General features: G+C 71.0%; 16 protein-coding genes. 10 read left to right on the forward strand and 6 right to left on the reverse strand.

Features of this window, described 5'->3' with window-relative positions:
- Positions 1-2 precede the first annotated feature (2 nt).
- From ACIPXB_RS14280 to aceE, 3 genes are all read right to left on the reverse strand, one after another.
- Positions 3-518 carry a DUF5133 domain-containing protein gene (locus ACIPXB_RS14280; RefSeq protein WP_401448828.1) on the reverse strand — a complete coding sequence of 172 codons (516 nt, stop codon included), beginning with the start codon at positions 516-518 and terminating at the stop codon, positions 3-5.
- 58 nt (positions 519-576) lie between these two features.
- Complete coding sequence (locus ACIPXB_RS14285) at positions 577-1,362, reverse strand: potassium channel family protein (RefSeq protein WP_401448830.1); 786 nt, start codon at positions 1,360-1,362, stop codon at positions 577-579.
- Between the two features lie 81 nt (positions 1,363-1,443).
- Positions 1,444-4,176 (reverse strand): pyruvate dehydrogenase (acetyl-transferring), homodimeric type, encoded by a 2,733-nt coding sequence (aceE, locus tag ACIPXB_RS14290; RefSeq protein ID WP_401448832.1) that lies wholly within the window; start codon positions 4,174-4,176, stop codon positions 1,444-1,446.
- A 439-nt stretch (positions 4,177-4,615) separates the two neighbouring features.
- Between aceE and ACIPXB_RS14295 the strand changes: the two genes are divergently transcribed.
- From ACIPXB_RS14295 to ACIPXB_RS14320, 6 genes are all read left to right on the forward strand, one after another.
- A complete protein-coding gene (locus ACIPXB_RS14295) occupies positions 4,616-5,047 on the forward strand; it encodes a DUF3052 domain-containing protein (protein ID WP_401448835.1) in 432 nt (143 codons plus the stop codon).
- 203 nt (positions 5,048-5,250) lie between these two features.
- Positions 5,251-5,709 (forward strand): peroxiredoxin, encoded by a 459-nt coding sequence (locus tag ACIPXB_RS14300; RefSeq protein ID WP_401448838.1) that lies wholly within the window; start codon positions 5,251-5,253, stop codon positions 5,707-5,709.
- A gap of 154 nt (positions 5,710-5,863) precedes the next feature.
- Complete coding sequence (locus tag ACIPXB_RS14305; protein WP_401448840.1) at positions 5,864-6,439, forward strand: TerD family protein; 576 nt, start codon at positions 5,864-5,866, stop codon at positions 6,437-6,439.
- 107 nt (positions 6,440-6,546) lie between these two features.
- Positions 6,547-7,122, forward strand: a complete 576-nt coding sequence (locus tag ACIPXB_RS14310; protein ID WP_401448842.1) for a TerD family protein — start codon at positions 6,547-6,549, stop codon at positions 7,120-7,122.
- A gap of 33 nt (positions 7,123-7,155) precedes the next feature.
- Complete coding sequence (locus ACIPXB_RS14315) at positions 7,156-8,271, forward strand: DUF475 domain-containing protein (protein WP_401448937.1); 1,116 nt, start codon at positions 7,156-7,158, stop codon at positions 8,269-8,271.
- 100 nt (positions 8,272-8,371) lie between these two features.
- Positions 8,372-9,112: a Tellurium resistance gene (locus ACIPXB_RS14320; protein WP_401448844.1), complete on the forward strand. Its 741-nt coding sequence runs from the start codon at positions 8,372-8,374 to the stop codon at positions 9,110-9,112.
- Positions 9,113-9,191: 79 nt separating this feature from the next.
- Here the strand turns inward: ACIPXB_RS14320 and ACIPXB_RS14325 are convergent, their stop codons facing one another.
- Positions 9,192-9,953: a TerD family protein gene (locus ACIPXB_RS14325; protein WP_401448846.1), complete on the reverse strand. Its 762-nt coding sequence runs from the start codon at positions 9,951-9,953 to the stop codon at positions 9,192-9,194.
- A 206-nt stretch (positions 9,954-10,159) separates the two neighbouring features.
- On the opposite strand from ACIPXB_RS14325, the gene ACIPXB_RS14330 reads away from it, so the two are divergent.
- From ACIPXB_RS14330 to ACIPXB_RS14345, 4 genes are read left to right on the forward strand one after another with little or no spacing between them, the layout of a single operon-like run.
- A complete protein-coding gene (locus ACIPXB_RS14330) occupies positions 10,160-11,326 on the forward strand; it encodes an HpcH/HpaI aldolase/citrate lyase family protein (RefSeq protein ID WP_401448848.1) in 1,167 nt (388 codons plus the stop codon).
- 8 nt (positions 11,327-11,334) lie between these two features.
- The gene (locus tag ACIPXB_RS14335; RefSeq protein ID WP_401448851.1) at positions 11,335-13,938 is read left to right on the forward strand and encodes a phosphoribosyltransferase; all 2,604 of its coding nucleotides are present in this window, start codon (positions 11,335-11,337) and stop codon (positions 13,936-13,938) included.
- Entirely contained in the window at positions 13,935-14,759 is an 825-nt protein-coding gene (locus ACIPXB_RS14340; protein WP_401448854.1) for an HAD family hydrolase, read from the forward strand. The genes ACIPXB_RS14335 and ACIPXB_RS14340 overlap by 4 nt, the downstream gene beginning before the upstream one ends.
- A complete protein-coding gene (locus ACIPXB_RS14345; RefSeq protein ID WP_401448857.1) occupies positions 14,756-15,415 on the forward strand; it encodes an O-methyltransferase in 660 nt (219 codons plus the stop codon). The genes ACIPXB_RS14340 and ACIPXB_RS14345 overlap by 4 nt, the downstream gene beginning before the upstream one ends.
- Positions 15,416-15,443: 28 nt before the next feature.
- Here the strand turns inward: ACIPXB_RS14345 and ACIPXB_RS14350 are convergent, their stop codons facing one another.
- Both ACIPXB_RS14350 and ACIPXB_RS14355 read right to left on the reverse strand, forming a co-directional pair.
- Positions 15,444-15,662, reverse strand: coding sequence for a zinc ribbon domain-containing protein (locus ACIPXB_RS14350; RefSeq protein WP_401448860.1), 219 nt, complete (start codon positions 15,660-15,662; stop codon positions 15,444-15,446).
- Positions 15,663-15,709: 47 nt separating this feature from the next.
- The gene (locus ACIPXB_RS14355) at positions 15,710-16,240 is read right to left on the reverse strand and encodes a DUF4383 domain-containing protein (RefSeq protein WP_401448939.1); all 531 of its coding nucleotides are present in this window, start codon (positions 16,238-16,240) and stop codon (positions 15,710-15,712) included.
- Between the last annotated feature and the right edge of the window lie 62 nt (positions 16,241-16,302).

The following is a 16,302-nucleotide window of genomic DNA, read 5'->3' on the forward strand; positions in this document are numbered from 1 at the left end:
CTCTACGAGGTCGCCAGGTACTCCCGGGCTGCGCGGACCGCCTCCGCCGGGGTCCGCCGCGCCATCAGCACGCACAGCGTGTACGCGGCGTCGTCCAGCTCCTGCAGGGCCTGCTCGCCCCCGCCCTCGGCGGCCGCCCGGCAGTCGAGGTACCGGCCGAGCACCTCGCCCGCGTACCCCCGGTCGGGTGACAGCTGCAGGGCCGGCTCCGCGACGTCCGGCCCGCCCGTGACGGAGTTCCGTGCCCGCGCCCCTTCGACCGCCGCCCGCAGCGCCCGGCCGACCCGCCCGGGGACCGGCGCTCCGGGCGTACGGGTGACCAGCACCCGGGCCACGTCCTGGACGCCCGCCCCGGTGGCCGCCGCGGCGGCGGTCAGGATCCGGCGCGCGGTACGGGCCGTGCACGGCGTCAGGGCCATCAGCATGCCCACGGCCATCGCGACACCGGCGTCCGCGCCCGCCGGCGCCTGCGGAGCCCCGGATCGCGCGGTGGCGGGAGGGGTGACGGGAAACGTCATGGGCTCTCCTTCGAAGAAACCCCCGCCCATTCAAACACCACGCCCGGTGACCGGCACCTCACGCTTCGCCGGACGCGGACGCGGGCGCGGACGCGGGCGTCGGCACGGTGGCGGGCGGGGCGCCGCCGCCCAGCCGGGACACCTCGGCGCGCAGCGCCCGTACCTCCGTCTGGAGGTCCCGGATGGCCGCCAGCTGGAGCCGTTCCACGTGGTCGTCGCGCTCGAAGCGGGCGATGAACCAGGCGGCGATGTTGGCGGTCACCACACCCAGCAGGGCGATCCCGGACAGCATCAGGCCGACGGCCAGGACCCGGCCCAGGCCCGTGGTGGGGGAGTGGTCGCCGTACCCCACCGTCGTCATGGTGGTGAACGACCACCACACCGCGTCGCCCAGGTTCTTGATGTTGCCGTCCGGCGCGTCGCGCTCCACGCTCAGCACCGCCAGCGAGCCGAACATCATCAGCCCCACCACGGCCCCGGCGACGTACGTCGTCAGCCGTACCTGCGGAGCCATCCGGGCCCGCCGGCCCACCAGCAGCAGGGTGGCGACCAGCCGCAGCAGCCGCAGCGGCTGCACCAGCGGCAGCACCACGGCCGCCAGGTCCAGCCAGTGCGTGCGCACGAAGTGCCGGCGGTCGGCCGCCAGGCCGAGGCGGATCAGGTAGTCGGCGGCGAAGGCCCCCCACACCACCCACTCCGCGTAGGTGCAGGCCCGGTGCACGGCCGGGCTCGCGTCGGGCACGACGATCGGCACGGCGTAGGCGGCGGCGAAGGCCACGGCGAGCACCAGCAGCGGGGTCTGCGTACGGCGCTCCCACCGTGCCTGGCGGGAGGGTTCCTTCATGCCCAGCATCGTAAAGAACGAGTAAGGGCGCCGGGACGGGTGTCCCGGCGCCCATGCTCGTACGGCCCGCGCGCGCCTCGGCTAGGCGTCGCCGCCCGCCGCGCCCGGGTCGGCGGCGGCCACGTCGAGCAGCTGGTAGCGGTCGACGGCCTGCTTCAGCACCGAGCGGTCGATCCGGCCCTCCTTGGCGAGCTCGGTGAGCACCGCCAGGACCACCGACTGCGCGTCGATGTGGAAGAACCGGCGGGCCGCGCCACGGGTGTCGGCGAAGCCGAAGCCGTCCGCGCCCAGCGAGGTGTACGCCCCCGGCACCCAACGGGAGATCTGGTCCGGAACCGACCGCATCCAGTCGGACACCGCCACGAACGGGCCCTCGGCGCCCGACAGCTTCCGCGTCACGTACGGGACGCGCTGGTCCTCCTCCGGGTGGAGCAGGTTGTGCTCCTCCACGGCGACGGCCTCGCGCCGCAGCTCGTTCCAGGAGGTGGCCGACCAGACGTCCGCCCGGACGTTCCAGTCCGCCGCCAGGATCCGCTGGGCCTCCAGGGCCCACGGCACCGCCACGCCCGAGGCCATGATCTGCGCCGGGATGACGCCGGTCTGGCCCGCCGACACCCGGTGGATGCCCTTGAGGATGCCGTCCACGTCCACGTCGGCCGGCTCGGCCGGGTGCTGGATCGGCTCGTTGTAGACGGTCAGGTAGTAGAAGACGTCCTCGGCCTCCGGCCCGTACATCCGCCGCAGACCGTCCTGGACGATGTGCGCGATCTCGTAGCCGTACGCCGGGTCGTACGCGACGCAGCCCGGGTTCGTCGACGCCAGCAGCTGGGAGTGGCCGTCCGCGTGCTGGAGCCCCTCACCCGTCAGGGTGGTCCGGCCGGCGGTCGCGCCGAGCACGAAGCCGCGCGCCAGCTGGTCGGCCATCTGCCAGAACTGGTCACCCGTGCGCTGGAACCCGAACATCGAGTAGAAGACGTAGACCGGGATCAGCGGTTCGCCGTGCGTCGCGTACGCCGAACCCGCCGCGATCAGCGAGGCCGTGCAGCCCGCCTCCGAGATGCCGTCGTGCAGCATCTGGCCGGTCGGCGACTCCTTGTACGCGAGCAGCAGCTCGCGGTCGACCGCCTCGTACTGCTGGCCCAGCGGGTTGTAGATCTTGGCGCTCGGGAAGAAGGCGTCCATGCCGAAGGTGCGGTACTCGTCGGGCGCGATCAGCACGAAGCGCTTGCCGATCTCCTTGTCCCGCATCAGGTCCTTCAGGATGCGGACGAAGGCCATCGTGGTCGCGATCGACTGCTGGCCCGAGCCCTTCTTGGCGGCCGCGTACGCCGCGTCGTCCGGCAGCTGGAGCGGCTTGGCACGCACCACACGGGTCGGCACGTAGCCGCCGAGCCCGCTGCGGCGGTCGTGCATGTACTGGATCTCCTCGGAGTTCCGGCCCGGGTGGTAGTACGGCGGCAGGCCGCTCTCCAGCTGCGCGTCCGTGATCGGGATGTGCAGGCGGTCGCGGAAGCCCTTGAGGTCGTCGACCGTCAGCTTCTTCATCTGGTGGGTCGCGTTGCGGCCCTCGAAGTTCGGCCCCAGCGTCCAGCCCTTGATCGTGTGCGCCAGGATCACCGTCGGCTGGCCCTTGTGGGCCTTGGCCGCCGCGTACGCCGCGTAGATCTTCTTGTGGTCGTGGCCGCCGCGGCCCAGGTGGAGCAGCTGCTGGTCGGTCATGTTGTCGACCATCGCGCGCAGCCGGTGGTCGTCGCCGAAGAAGTGCTCACGGATGTACGCACCCGTCTCGGTGGCGTACGTCTGGAACTGGCCGTCCGGCGTCGAGTTCATCTTGTTGACGAGGATGCCGTCGCGGTCCTGCGCCAGCAGCGGGTCCCAGGAGCGGTCCCAGATCAGCTTGATGACGTTCCAGCCGGCCCCGCGGAAGACCGACTCCAGCTCCTGGATGATCTTGCCGTTGCCGCGCACCGGGCCGTCGAGGCGCTGCAGGTTGCAGTTCACGACGAAGGTCAGGTTGTCCAGGCCCTCGCGGGCGGCGAGCGTGAGCTGGCCCAGCGACTCCGGTTCGTCCATCTCGCCGTCACCGAGGTACGCCCACACGTGTGACGCGGAGGTGTCCGCGATCCCGCGCGCCTCCATGTACCGGTTCATCCGCGCCTGGTAGATCGCCCCGATCGGGCCGAGGCCCATCGAGACGGTCGGGAACTCCCAGAAGTCCGGCATCAGGCGCGGGTGCGGGTAGCTGGACAGGCCGTACGGCGCCTTCGACCGCTCCTGGCGGAAGGCGTCGAGCTGCTGCTCGGAGAGCCGGTCCAGGAGGTAGGCGCGGGCGTAGACACCGGGGGAGGCGTGCCCCTGGAAGAAGATCTGGTCCCCGCCGTCGCCCTCGTCCTTGCCCCGGAAGAAGTGGTTGAAGCCCACGTCGTAGAGGGAGGCGGAGGAGGCGAACGTCGCGATGTGGCCGCCGACGCCGATCCCGGGGCGCTGGGCGCGCGAGACCATCACGGCCGCGTTCCAGCGGGTGGCGTTGAGGACCTTGCGCTCGATCTCCTCGTTGCCGGGGAAGAACGGCTCGTCCTTGGTGGCGATCGTGTTGACGTAGTCCGAGCTGCGCATCTCGGGGACGGCCACGCGCTTCTCGCGGGCCCGCTCGATCAGCCGCAGCATCAGGTAGCGGGCGCGCTCCCGGCCCCGCTCGTCGACGGCGGCGTCAAGGGAGTCGAGCCACTCCTGGGTCTCCTCGGGATCGAAGTCCGGGACCTGGCTCGGAAGGCCGCCAATGATGATCGGGTTGCGATCGGATGCGGAAGCCACGCTGTTCCTTCACTGTCGGGGGGAGTCGTGCCTTGGATCACACCGGCTCCCATCGTGTACCGCCGACCGGGAATCGTCATCTTTACCGTGGGGTAACCCCTGGCGAGTTCCAGCCACCCTGGATCGTTCACGGGACGCTCCGGACAGATCGCAACCTTACGCCCAGCCCCCGGGCGGGTCCGTAAGACCGTTCGTCCCCCGACGGGGTACGAAAGTCCTCCGGAGCTGCCGAATATCCTGGAATGGTGTGGCATGGACCATGGGAGATGCGGCGCGCTGGTGTCAGGAGTTGCGTCGAGACGGCCCCAAACGTCACTGTTTCGACGGTCTCGACCGCCGGGTACTTGCGCGATCCGCCGCTCCCGTGTGGACTACGCCCAATGCTGCGCGTACGCGCGCGGCCCGAAGACATTCACCGAACACGAGCAGGAGGCACCCCGTGAGCGCGACCGCGGACCACGCGGAGAGCAACCTGGCCACCCGGCTGGGTTTCCAGTCCGAACAGGTGGTCCAGGAGATCGGCTACGACGACGATGTCGATCAGGATTTCCGTGAACTGGTCGAAGAACTCATCGGTAATGATCTTGTCGATGAGGAATACGACGACGTGGCCGACGCGGTACTGCTGTGGTTCCGCGACGAGGACGGTGACCTGACCGACACCCTGGTCGACGCCACCGAACTGGTCGAGGACAGCTCGCTGATCCTGCTGCTGACCCCCAAGACCGGCCGGCCCGGTTACGTGGAGGCCAGCGACATCAGCGAGGCCGCCCAGACGGCGGGCCTGTCGCAGACCAAGAGCGTCAGCGTGGGCAAGGAGTGGAACGCCAGCCGCCTGATGACACCCAAGGCCGCCAAGTCCAAGCGCTGAGCCGCGCGCCGTCCATGCGCTGAGCCGCGCGCCGCGGCCGAGCGGACGACGAACCCCGCCGACCCCGAGGGTCGGCGGGGTTTCTGCGTACCCGCCGGGCGGGCGGGATTTCTGCGTGCCCGCCGGGTGCCCCGGACACCGGCCGCGGGCCGCAGGCCCTAGGCTGGGCCCACCCGAACAGCCCAGCGAGAGGGATACGAGAGATGGCGATCGAGGTCGGCACCAAGGCCCCGGACTTCGAGCTCAAGGACAACCACGGCCGCGCCGTGCGCCTTTCCGACTTCCGTGGCGAGAAGAACGTCGTTCTGCTGTTCTACCCCTTCGCCTTCACCGGTGTGTGCACCGGCGAGCTCTGCGAGCTGCGCGACCAGCTGCCGCGCTTCCAGAACGACGACGTCCAGCTGCTGGCCGTCTCCAACGACTCCGTGCCGACCCTGCGCGTGTTCGGCGAGCAGGAGGGGCTGGAGTACCCGCTGCTGTCGGACTTCTGGCCGCACGGCGAGACCTCCCGCGCCTACGGCGTCTTCGACGAGGAGAAGGGCTGCGCGGTCCGCGGCACCTTCGTCATCGACAAGGACGGCATCGTGCGCTGGACCGTGGTCAACGGCCTGCCCGACGCCCGCGACGTGAACGACTACGTCAAGGCGCTCGACAGCCTGTAGGCCGCACCGGGCCGCGATCCGGCCCTGTTCCGGTGACGGGATCTTGTGAATGGGACGCCTGTGGGCGGGAACCCGTCACTAGGATCGAAACGTTGATCTGACAGCAACCGCACGACGGGGCCCCGCCCCACCCGAGAACCCCAATGGAGGACCCGTGGGAGTCAGCCTCAGCAAGGGCGGCAACGTCTCGCTGACCAAGGCCGCCCCCAACCTGACGGCGGTCATCGTCGGTCTGGGCTGGGACGCTCGCACCACCACCGGCGTCGACTTCGACCTCGATGCCAGTGCCCTGCTCACCAACGACCAGGGCAAGGTTGCCAGCGACGGCAACTTCGTCTTCTTCAACAACCTCAAGAGCCCCGACGGTTCCGTCGAGCACACCGGTGACAACCTCACCGGTGAGGGCGAGGGCGACGACGAGCAGATCAAGGTCAACCTGGCCGGCGTACCCGCCGACGTCCAGAAGATCGTCTTCCCGGTCTCCATCTACGAGGCCGAGAGCCGCCAGCAGAGCTTCGGCCAGGTCCGCAACGCCTACATCCGCGTCGTGAACCAGGCCGACAACACGGAGCTGGCCCGCTACGACCTCTCCGAGGACGCCTCGACCGAGACCGCGATGGTCTTCGGCGAGCTCTACCGCAATGGTGCGGAGTGGAAGTTCCGCGCCATCGGCCAGGGCTACGCCTCGGGCCTGCGCGGCATCGCCCAGGACTTCGGCGTCAACGTCTGAGCCTGCCTGCTGTTCACCCGTCCGGCGCCGTGCACTGATCTGTGTACGGCGCCGGACGTGCTTGCCATGCTTGCGACACCACCACGTCGTCCGGGGAGGACCACAACATGGGCGTCACACTCGCCAAGGGGGGCAACGTCTCCCTCTCCAAGGCCGCACCGAACCTGACCCGGGTTCTGGTCGGCCTCGGCTGGGATGCGCGCTCCACCACGGGGGCCGACTTCGACCTCGACGCCAGCGCGCTGATGTGCAGCGGCGGCCGCGTGCTCGGGGACGACTACTTCGTCTTCTACAACAACCTGAAGAGCCCCGAGGGCGCCGTCGAACACACGGGGGACAACCTCACCGGCGAGGGTGACGGCGACGACGAATCGATTCTCATCGACCTCACCAAGGTCCCGCTCCAGGTCGACAAGATCGTTTTCCCTGTCTCGATCCACGAGGCGGATTCCCGCCGCCAGAGCTTCGGCCAGGTCAGCAACGCCTTCATCCGCGTCGTGAACCAGGCGGACGGCCAGGAACTGGCCCGCTACGACCTCTCCGAGGACGCCTCCAGCGAGACCGCGATGATCTTCGGTGAGGTCTACCGGTACGGGGGCGAATGGAAGTTCCGGGCCGTGGGACAGGGGTACGCGTCGGGCCTGAGGGGCATCGCTCTAGACTTCGGGGTCAACGTTTCGTAAAGCCTTACCAGACGCATGGGGTGCCAGGTGCCAGTGGTTCTGAAAACCTTCGGCTGGTCGTTCGCCATCACGGCGCTCGGCCTTGCCTTTGCCGCGTGGCAGTGGGGGTGGGAGGCGTTCGGGGTCGTACTGATCCTGTCGATCCTCGAAATCTCGCTGTCGTTCGACAACGCGGTCGTCAATGCCGGAATCCTGAAGAAGATGAACGCCTTCTGGCAGAAGATCTTCCTCACCGTCGGCATCCTGATCGCCGTCTTCGGAATGCGGCTGGTCTTCCCGGTGGCGATCGTCGCCATCAGTGCCAAGGTCGGCCCCATCGAGGCCATCGAACTGGCACTGGACAATCCCGACCAGTACGAGGCCCTGGTCACCGACGCCCACCCGGCCATCGCGGCCTTCGGTGGCATGTTCCTGTTGATGATCTTCCTCGACTTCATCTTCGAGGAGCGCGAACACAAGTGGCTGGCCTGGCTGGAGCGCCCGCTGGCCAAGCTCGGCAAGGTCGACATGCTGTCGGTCTGCATCGCCCTGATCGCGCTGCTGGTCTCCGCGATGACCTTCGCGACCCAGGCCCACACCAGCACCGGCCACGCGGACAAGTCCGCCACCGTGCTGCTCGCCGGCGTCGCCGGCCTGATCACGTACCTCATCGTCGGCGGCCTGTCCTCGTACTTCGAGAACAAGCTGGAGGAGGAAGAGGAGCGCGAGCACGAGGAGGAGGAGAAGGCCAAGGCGGAGGGCAAGCCCGTCTCCGCCGTCGGCCTGGCCGGCAAGGCCGCGTTCTTCCTCTTCCTCTACCTCGAGGTCCTCGACGCCTCCTTCTCCTTCGACGGGGTCATCGGCGCCTTCGCCATCACCAACCACATCTTCTGGATGGCGCTCGGCCTCGGCATCGGCGCCATGTACGTCCGTTCGCTCACGGTCTACCTGGTCCGCCAGGGCACCCTGGACGACTACGTCTACCTGGAGCACGGCGCCCACTACGCGATCGGCGCGCTCGCCGTCATCCTGCTGATCACCATCCAGTACGAGATCAGCGAGCTGATCACCGGCCTCATCGGCGTGGTGCTGATCGCGGGCTCGTTCTGGTCCTCGGTGCGCCGCAACAAGCGCCTGGAACTGGAGGAGTCCGCCACCGCCAAGGCATGAGCCGGGCGGTAACGCGGGAACGCTCCATGCGGGGCGGGACGCCGGTCCACGGACCGGCGTCCCGCCCCGCTTCCACATGTATCGGTCCTGGGGGGTATTCATGGGTTTCTTCGACGGTCTGAGGGGCGCCCGGGCGGCGCAGTTCCAGTCGGGCAACGCGTCGTCCAACGCGATCGAACTGACCAAACGACAGCCGACGGTGTCGCTCACCAAACAGGGCGCGGTCACCGGCAACCTGCGCGTGAACCTGTCCTGGCGGATGCGCACCTCCGACATCGGCGGCCGGTCCCGCCAGAGCGGCCGGCTGCTGCGCCACCCGTCCAAACTGTTCAAACCCGAGATCGTCCAGGCCCATACGCAGGGCATGGTCAACGTCGACCTCGACATCGGCTGCCTGTACGAGCTGACCGACGGCTCGCGGGGCGTCGTACAGCCGCTGGGCAACCTGCTCGGCGACATCAACAGCCCGCCGTACGTCAAGCTCAGCGGCGACGACCGGTTCGGGGCGCCGTCCGGCGAGACGATCTTCGTCAACCTCGATCACGCCGAGGAGATCAAGCGGCTGCTGGTCTTCGTCTACATCTACGACCAGACGCCGGCCTTCGACCGTACGCACGCCCTGGTCACCCTGTACCCGATCACCGGGCCGCGGATCGAGATCGCCCTCGACGAACGGCATCCGCAGGCGCGCAGCTGCGCCGTGGTGTCCCTGGAGAACATCAAGGGCGAGCTGATCGTGCGCCGCGAGGTGAAGTTCGTGTACGGCTTCCAGGCCGAGCTGGACCGGCTGTACGGCTGGGGCCTGCAGTGGGGCCGGGGCTACAAGAGCACCAAGGCGTGATGATGCCGTGATCCGCCCGGCCCCGGCCCCGGTCCCGGCCCCCGGCCCTGGCCACCCGGCCCCGTGGCCGGGCGGTGGCTCAGCGGCGCAGGAACTGCGGACCCTGCACCGGCAGCCGGAACGAGGGGTCACCGCCCTGCCCGACCGGCTGCGGATAGCCGTACGCGGGCTGCACGGGCGGCGGAGCCTGCGTGGGCGGGGCCGGCGGCACCGGCGGCGCCGTACGGGGCGTGGGCGGTGCCAGGGCCTCCGTCCGGTCCAGGGCCGCGGTCCGGCCGTCGTCGGGGGCCGGCGCGCTCTCGTCCACCGAGATGCCGTGGTCGGTCGCCAGCCCCACCAGGCCGTCCGAGTAGCCCTCGGCGACCGCGCGGAACTTCCAGCCCTCCCCGCGGCGGTACAGCTCGCCGCAGATCAGCGCCGTCTCCGCGCCCGTCTCGGGGCGTACGTCGAAGTAGGCGAGCGGCTCGGCGCCGCCCTCGACCGTGGCGTCGTAGAGCAGGATCCTGAGGTCCCGGACCCGCTCGAAGGGCTCGTCCTCGGCGGAGGCGACCACCAGGACCCGGTCCACCTGCGCGGTGACCGAGGCGAGGTCGGCCTGCACCGCGTCGGTGATCGCGTCCCCGATCCGCTTCTTGCCCAGCCGCCAGACCGCCCCCGAGGGGTGCCGGGGCTGGTTGTAGAAGACGAAGTCCTCGTCCGAACGCACCCGGCCGTCCGGGCCCACGAGCAGCGCGGAGGCGTCCACGTCCGGCACCCGGGGGCCGTCGGTCCAGCGCAGCACCGCCCTGACGGCGGCGGCCCTCACCGGGATGTTCGAGCCCTTCTGCATCGCGTGCGTCATGCCCGTCATCCTGCCCTCCCGGAGCGGAGCGGGACAATGCGGCCCCCCGGTAGACATGGCACGGGCCTTGTCGCCTGCCCGACGTCGTGGGCAAGGTGCAAGGGGGTTACCTGAATTTCATGTGCGCGGGGAACTCTCGCATCACGATCGTACGTACTATTACCGGCCATGCCAGATGCGCCGCCGAGGCAGTACGGGGGAAGCACATGCGTCATTTCGGGCATCTAGCGCCCGCGGTTCGCAAGAACCTCTTCCACCAGGAGCCGGCCGAGTTCACGGCCGGCTCGCCCGCCCGCCTGCTCGCGGCGGCCCTGGGCGCCACGCTCTACAGCCCTGCCACCCGGCCGCACCTGGCCGCCGACATCCTCAAGCAGGCCCGCCGCGGTGTCGTGTCCATGGTGCTCTGCCTGGAGGATTCGATCAGCGACGCCGAGGTCGGCGCCGCCGAGGAGAACCTGATCCGGCAGTTCGCCGAGCTCGATGCCGGGGGCGCGGAGCTGCCGCTGCTCTTCGTGCGGGTGCGCGAGCCCGAGCAGATACCGGACCTCGTCGAACGGCTCGGCGGCTCGGTGCGGCACTTGGCCGGTTTCGTACTACCCAAATTCACCGAGGGCCGGGGCGAGGCCTTCCTCGACGCCGTCATCGAGGCGGAGAAGCGCGCGGACGGCCGCCGGCTGTACGCGATGCCGGTCCTGGAGTCCCCGGAGCTGCTGCACCTGGAGACGCGCACCGAGACCCTCACCGGGATCTCGCGCACCGTCAACGAGCACCGCGAGCGGGTGCTGGCGCTGCGGCTGGGCGTCACCGACTTCTGCTCGGCGTACGGGCTGCGGCGCACGCCCGACATGACCGCGTACGACATCCAGATCGTCGCGGGCGTGATCGCGGACGTGGTCAACGTGCTCAGCCGCGCCGACGGCACCGGCTTCACCGTGACCGGCCCGGTCTGGGAGTACTTCCGCCACCAGCAGCGGCTGTTCAAGCCGCAGCTGCGCCGCAGCCCCTTCCTGGAGGAGGGCGCGGAGGAACTGCGCACCACCTTGATCGAGCACGACCTCGACGGGCTGCTGCGCGAGATCGAGCTCGACCGCGCCAACGGGCTGCTCGGCAAGACGTGCATCCACCCGGCGCACGTCACGCCCGTGCACGCGCTGTCGGTGGTCTCGCACGAGGAGTTCAGCGACGCCCAGGACATCCTGCGGCCGGAGCGGGGCGGCGGCGGAGTCATGCGGTCCGCCTATACGAACAAGATGAACGAGGTGAAGCCCCACCGGGCCTGGGCCGAGCGCACGATGCTGCGCGCCGAGGCCTTCGGTGTGGCGAACGAGGAGGTCGGCTTCGTCGACCTCCTGACGGCCGGGCTCCAGGTCTGAGACGGCCGTTGACGACGACGAGAGGCAAGACGATCGACGCGGTGTGGTCGGGGACGTGGGTCACCTCCCGCCTGGGCATCCGGCTCCTGGACCGGCCGGCGCCCCCGGCGGCGGACGAGACCGAGCGGGCAGCCGAGCCGGGCGGTGCGCGGACGCGGGTGACGGATCTGCTCGGACTCGCGCTGCGGCGCAATCCGAAGCGGGCCCACCTGCTGGTGTCGCAGGTGCTGGGCAAGCACGTGCCGCAGTCCCCGGAGGTCGTGTACGGCGCCGGGTACGGGCTCGGGCAGCGGGTCCGGGAGCTGCTCGGCGCCGCCGCGCACCACGCCGTCGTGCTCGGGTACGCCGAGACCGCGACCGGCCTCGGGCACTGCGTCGCCGACGGGCTCGGCGGTGCCCCCTACCTGCACTCCACCCGTCGTCCGGTGCCCGGCCTCACGCCGGCCGGCGGCTTCGAGGAGTCCCACTCCCACGCCACCTCGCACCTGCTCCTTCCCGAGGAACCGGCGCTGCTGGCGGGCAGCGGCCCGCTGGTGCTGGTCGACGACGAGTTCTCCACCGGGAACACCGTCCTCAACACCATCCGCGATCTGCACGCCCGCCACCCCCGCGGCCACTACGTCGTGGTCGCCCTCGTCGACATGCGCTCCCCGGCCGACCGGGACCGCCTCGACGCCTTCGCCGCCGCCCTCGGCGCCCGCGTCGACCTGATCGCGCTGGCCTCCGGCATGGTCGAGCTGCCCGAGGGCGTCCTGGCCACGGGGCAGGCCCTGGTCGAGGAGTACGAGGCGAGGACGCCCGCCGAAGCCACCGGCACCGCCCCGGACCCGGCCTCCGCCCCGGACCCGGCTCCCGCTCCCGCTCCCGTGGAGCGGGTCGCCCTCGGCTGGCCGGCCGGCGTGCCCGACGGTGGCCGGCACGGCTTCACGCCCGGCCACCGCGCCGCCCTGGAGCAGGCCCTGCCGGGCCTGGCCGGGCAGCTGGCCTGCGCCCTGGGCCCGCGCCCCGGCCGCGTCCTGGTCCTCGGCAACGAGGAGCTGATGTACGCCCCGCTGCGCCTGGCGAAGGCGCTGGAGGAGACCGGGCACGCGGCCGAGGTCCGTTTCTCGACCACCACCCGCTCGCCCGTCCTGGCCGTCGACGACCCCGGCTACGCCATCCGCACCCGCCTGGTCTTCCCGGCCCACGACACTCCGGCCGACGGCCCCGGCGACCGCTACGCCTACAACGTCGCCGGCGCCGGCTTCGACACCGTCGTCGCGGTCGTCGACTCGGCCGGCGACACCGCCGAGCTGCGCAGCGGCCTGCTGGAGCGCCTCGCCCGGCACACCGGCCGCGTCCTGCTCGCGGTCGTCCCCTCGTACATGCCTCCCGTGCCCCCCGCCCGCCCGGAGGTCCCCGCACGCCCCGCATCCGACGTACCGGACGCATCCGACCGGCAGGAGCCGATCATGCTGCCCGAGCTGCCCGAGCTCCCCGAGCCCCTCCGCGGTCCGGCCTTCTCCTCCTACGCCGCCGACGACGTCGGCTGGCTCCTCCAGGACCTCTCCGGCGTCGAGCTGGAGGCGCCCACCGAGGAGCGCGAGGAGGCCATCCAGGCGGGCGGCGCGCACTACGCCGAGTCCCTGCCCGTCGAGTACCAGCCCAGCGCCGCCTACCAGCAGCTCTACCAGAGCGCCCTGACCGCCTCCGCGGCCCGCGTCGCCCGCGCCGTCGGCACCGTCACCGAGACCGTCCTCGCCGAGCGCTCCCCGCGCCCGGTCCTGGTCTCCCTGGCCCGCGCCGGCACCCCCGTCGGCGTCCTGATGCGCCGCTGGGCCCAGCGGCGGCACGGCCTGGACCTGCCGCACTACGCCGTCTCCATCGTGCGCGGGCGCGGTATCGACGCCAACGCGCTGCGCTGGCTGGCCGCCCACCACGACCCGGCCGACGTCGTGTTCGTCGACGGCTGGACCGGCAAGGGCGCCATCACCCGCGAACTGCGCGAGGCCCTGGCCGGCTTCCCCGGCTTCGACCCGGACATCGTCGTCCTCGCCGACCCCGGCGGCTGCGTCGCCACGTACGGCACCCGCGAGGACTTCCTGATCCCCTCCGCCTGCCTCAACTCCACCGTGTCCGGACTCATATCCCGTACGGTGCTCAGGTCCGACCTGGTCGGCCCGTCCGACTTCCACGGGGCGAAGTTCTACCGCGAGCTGTCCCCCGCCGACGTCTCCGTCGACTTCGTCGACACCGTCGCCGCCTGCTTCCCCGAGGTCTTCGAGGCCGTGGACGCCGAGGTCAAGGAGCTCCTGGCGGCCGACCGCAGCCCCACCTGGGAGGGCTGGGCGGCCGTGGAACGCATCAGCGAGGAGTACGGCATCCACGACGTCAACCTGGTCAAGCCCGGTGTCGGCGAGACCACCCGGGTGCTGCTGCGCCGGGTGCCGTGGAAGGTCCTGGCCCAGCGCGGTGCCGGGGCCGACCTGGACCACGTACGGCTGCTCGCCGAGCAGCGCGGGGTGCCGGTCGAAGAGGTGGACGGCCTGCCGTACACGTGTGTCGGACTCATCCACCCCCGCTTCACGCGCGGCGCGACCGGCGCCGACGGAAAGGCTGTGGCCTCCAAGTGACCGTCCTCGTAGCCAGCGATCTCGACCGCACGCTCATCTACTCGTCGGCGGCCCTCGGGCTGACGATGCCGGACCCGGTGGCCCCGCGGCTGCTGTGCGTCGAGATCCACGAGAGCAAACCCCTGTCCTTCATGACGGAGAGCGCGGCCGCCCTGCTGGCCGAGCTGGCCGCCTCCCCGGAGGTGGTCTTCGTCCCCACCACGACCCGCACGCGCAAGCAGTACCAGCGCATCCGCTTCCCCGGCCCGCCGGCCCGGTACGCGATCTGCGCCAACGGCGGACAGCTGCTGGTCGACGGCGCCCCGGACCGCGACTGGCGGCGCACGGTGGCGCGGCGGCTCGCGGCGGAGTGCGCCCCGCTGGAGGAGGTCCACCAGCACCTGCTGGCCGTGGCCGACCCGGCGTGGCTGCGCAAGGCGCGGGTGGCCGAGGACCTCTTCACGTACCTGGTGGTGGAGAGGGCCCTGCTGCCCGCGGAGTGGATCAAGCAGCTGGAGGAGTGGGCCGGGGAGCGCGGCTGGGCGGTCTCCCTCCAGGGCCGCAAGATCTACGCCGTCCCGCGGCCGCTGACCAAGAGTGCGGCCATGCGCGAGGTGGCCCGCCGTACGGGCGCCTCCCACACCCTCGCGGCGGGCGATTCGCTGCTGGACGCGGACCTGCTGCTCGCGGCCGACGAGGCCTGGCGGCCGGGGCACGGCGAGCTGGCCGACGCCGGCTGGCACGGCGGGCCGGGCGTGCGGGCGCTGGCGGAGACCGGAGCGCTGGCGGGTGAGGAAATCATCCGCGCATTCGGCCGGGCGGTTGCCAGACTGGGCGCATGACCAAGGGAAACAGCACCAAGATCACGGATGAGCTCTACGCCTACGTGCTGGCGCACAATCCGCCGCTGGACGAACACCAGCAGCGGCTGGTGGAGGTGACGTACGCGACGTTCCCGGACTCGGCCGGGATGCAGTCGGCGCACGAGCAGGGCCCGCTGCTGGCCTTCCTCGTCCGGCTGACCGGTGCCCGGCAGATCGTGGAGGTCGGCACCTTCACCGGCTTCTCCACGCTGTCGATGGCGCAGGCGCTGCCGGCGGACGGCCGGATCATCGCCTGCGACGTCTCCGAGGAGTGGACGGCGTACGGCCGCGAGGCCTGGGCGGCGGCGGGCGTCGCCGACCGCATCGACCTGCGGATCGCGCCGGCGCTGGAGACCCTCAAGGCCCTGCCGCCGCAGGAGCACATCGACATGGCGTACATCGACGCGGACAAGGAGAGCCAGATCGCCTACTGGGAGGAGCTGGTGCCGCGGCTGCGTCCGGGCGGGCTGATCGTCACCGACAACACTCTCTTCCACGGCAGCGTCCTCGACCCCACGCCGAGCGCCTCGGGCGCCGGCGTACAGGCGTACAACGAACACGTGGCGGCCGACACGCGGATGGAGTCGGTGCTGCTGGCCATCTCGGACGGCCTCACCCTCTCGCGCAAGCGCTGACGCCGCGGCCGCCCCGCCGACCGCTCGGTCAGCCGCAGGCCCCGCCGCCGCAGCACCCGCCGCCCGCGGGTGCCGCGGCGGCGCGGGAGGGCGCGGCCGAGGACCCGCCGACGGCGACGGCGGAGAGGAGCTTCACGGTGTCGGTGTGCCCGGCGGGGCAGTCGGCGGGCGCGGACGACTCGGCCATGGGCCGGCTGACCTCAAAGGTGTCGTCGCAGGTCCGGCAGCGGAATTCGTAACGAGGCATGCGCACAGGCTAAGGCCGTCGGCGGGGCGGGACCAGCCTCAGCGGCCTCAAGGCCGATGGGCGGTGCGTGCCCGCTCCTCACGGGCGGCCTGCTCGGGGTGGCGGGCCCGCCAGTACGGATTGTCGTGCGGCAGGGCGCTGCCGACCCGCCCGTACATGCCGAACCACATCAGCATCACGCCGACGACGAAGCTGAACAGCACGTTCTGGATCTCGAACGCCAGGAAGTTGAGCCCGGTGTCGAGCAGGGCCAGGTTCACGAACCCGCTCGCGATGAACAGCACGCCCAGCACGATGTTCAGCGTCGAGGCGAACGTCCCGCCGATGATCATCCCGGCGAACAGCAGCAGCCCGACGCAGATCGACAGCATGCTCAGCGCGCCGTTGGTGTTCAGGGCGAGCACGGTGTCGCCGCCGGTGTCGAAGAATCCGATCCGGTGGGTGAGCCCCAGGACCCCGAACGCGACCAGCAGCAGGCCCGTCAGTCCGGCGCCGACCCGGTAGATCTTGCTGAGCCTGTGATCGGTGGGCAGGTGCTCGTCGAGCCGGGCGTTGACGGGGTGCAGCATGCGCTGCATCAGCGAGGGCCCCTGGGGCGCGTCGTGCGGCGGCCCGTACGGCTCGTGGGCGACGTACGGCG

Source organism: Streptomyces sp. NPDC090022 (genome assembly GCF_044748145.1).
Taxonomy (GTDB): domain Bacteria; phylum Actinomycetota; class Actinomycetes; order Streptomycetales; family Streptomycetaceae; genus Streptomyces.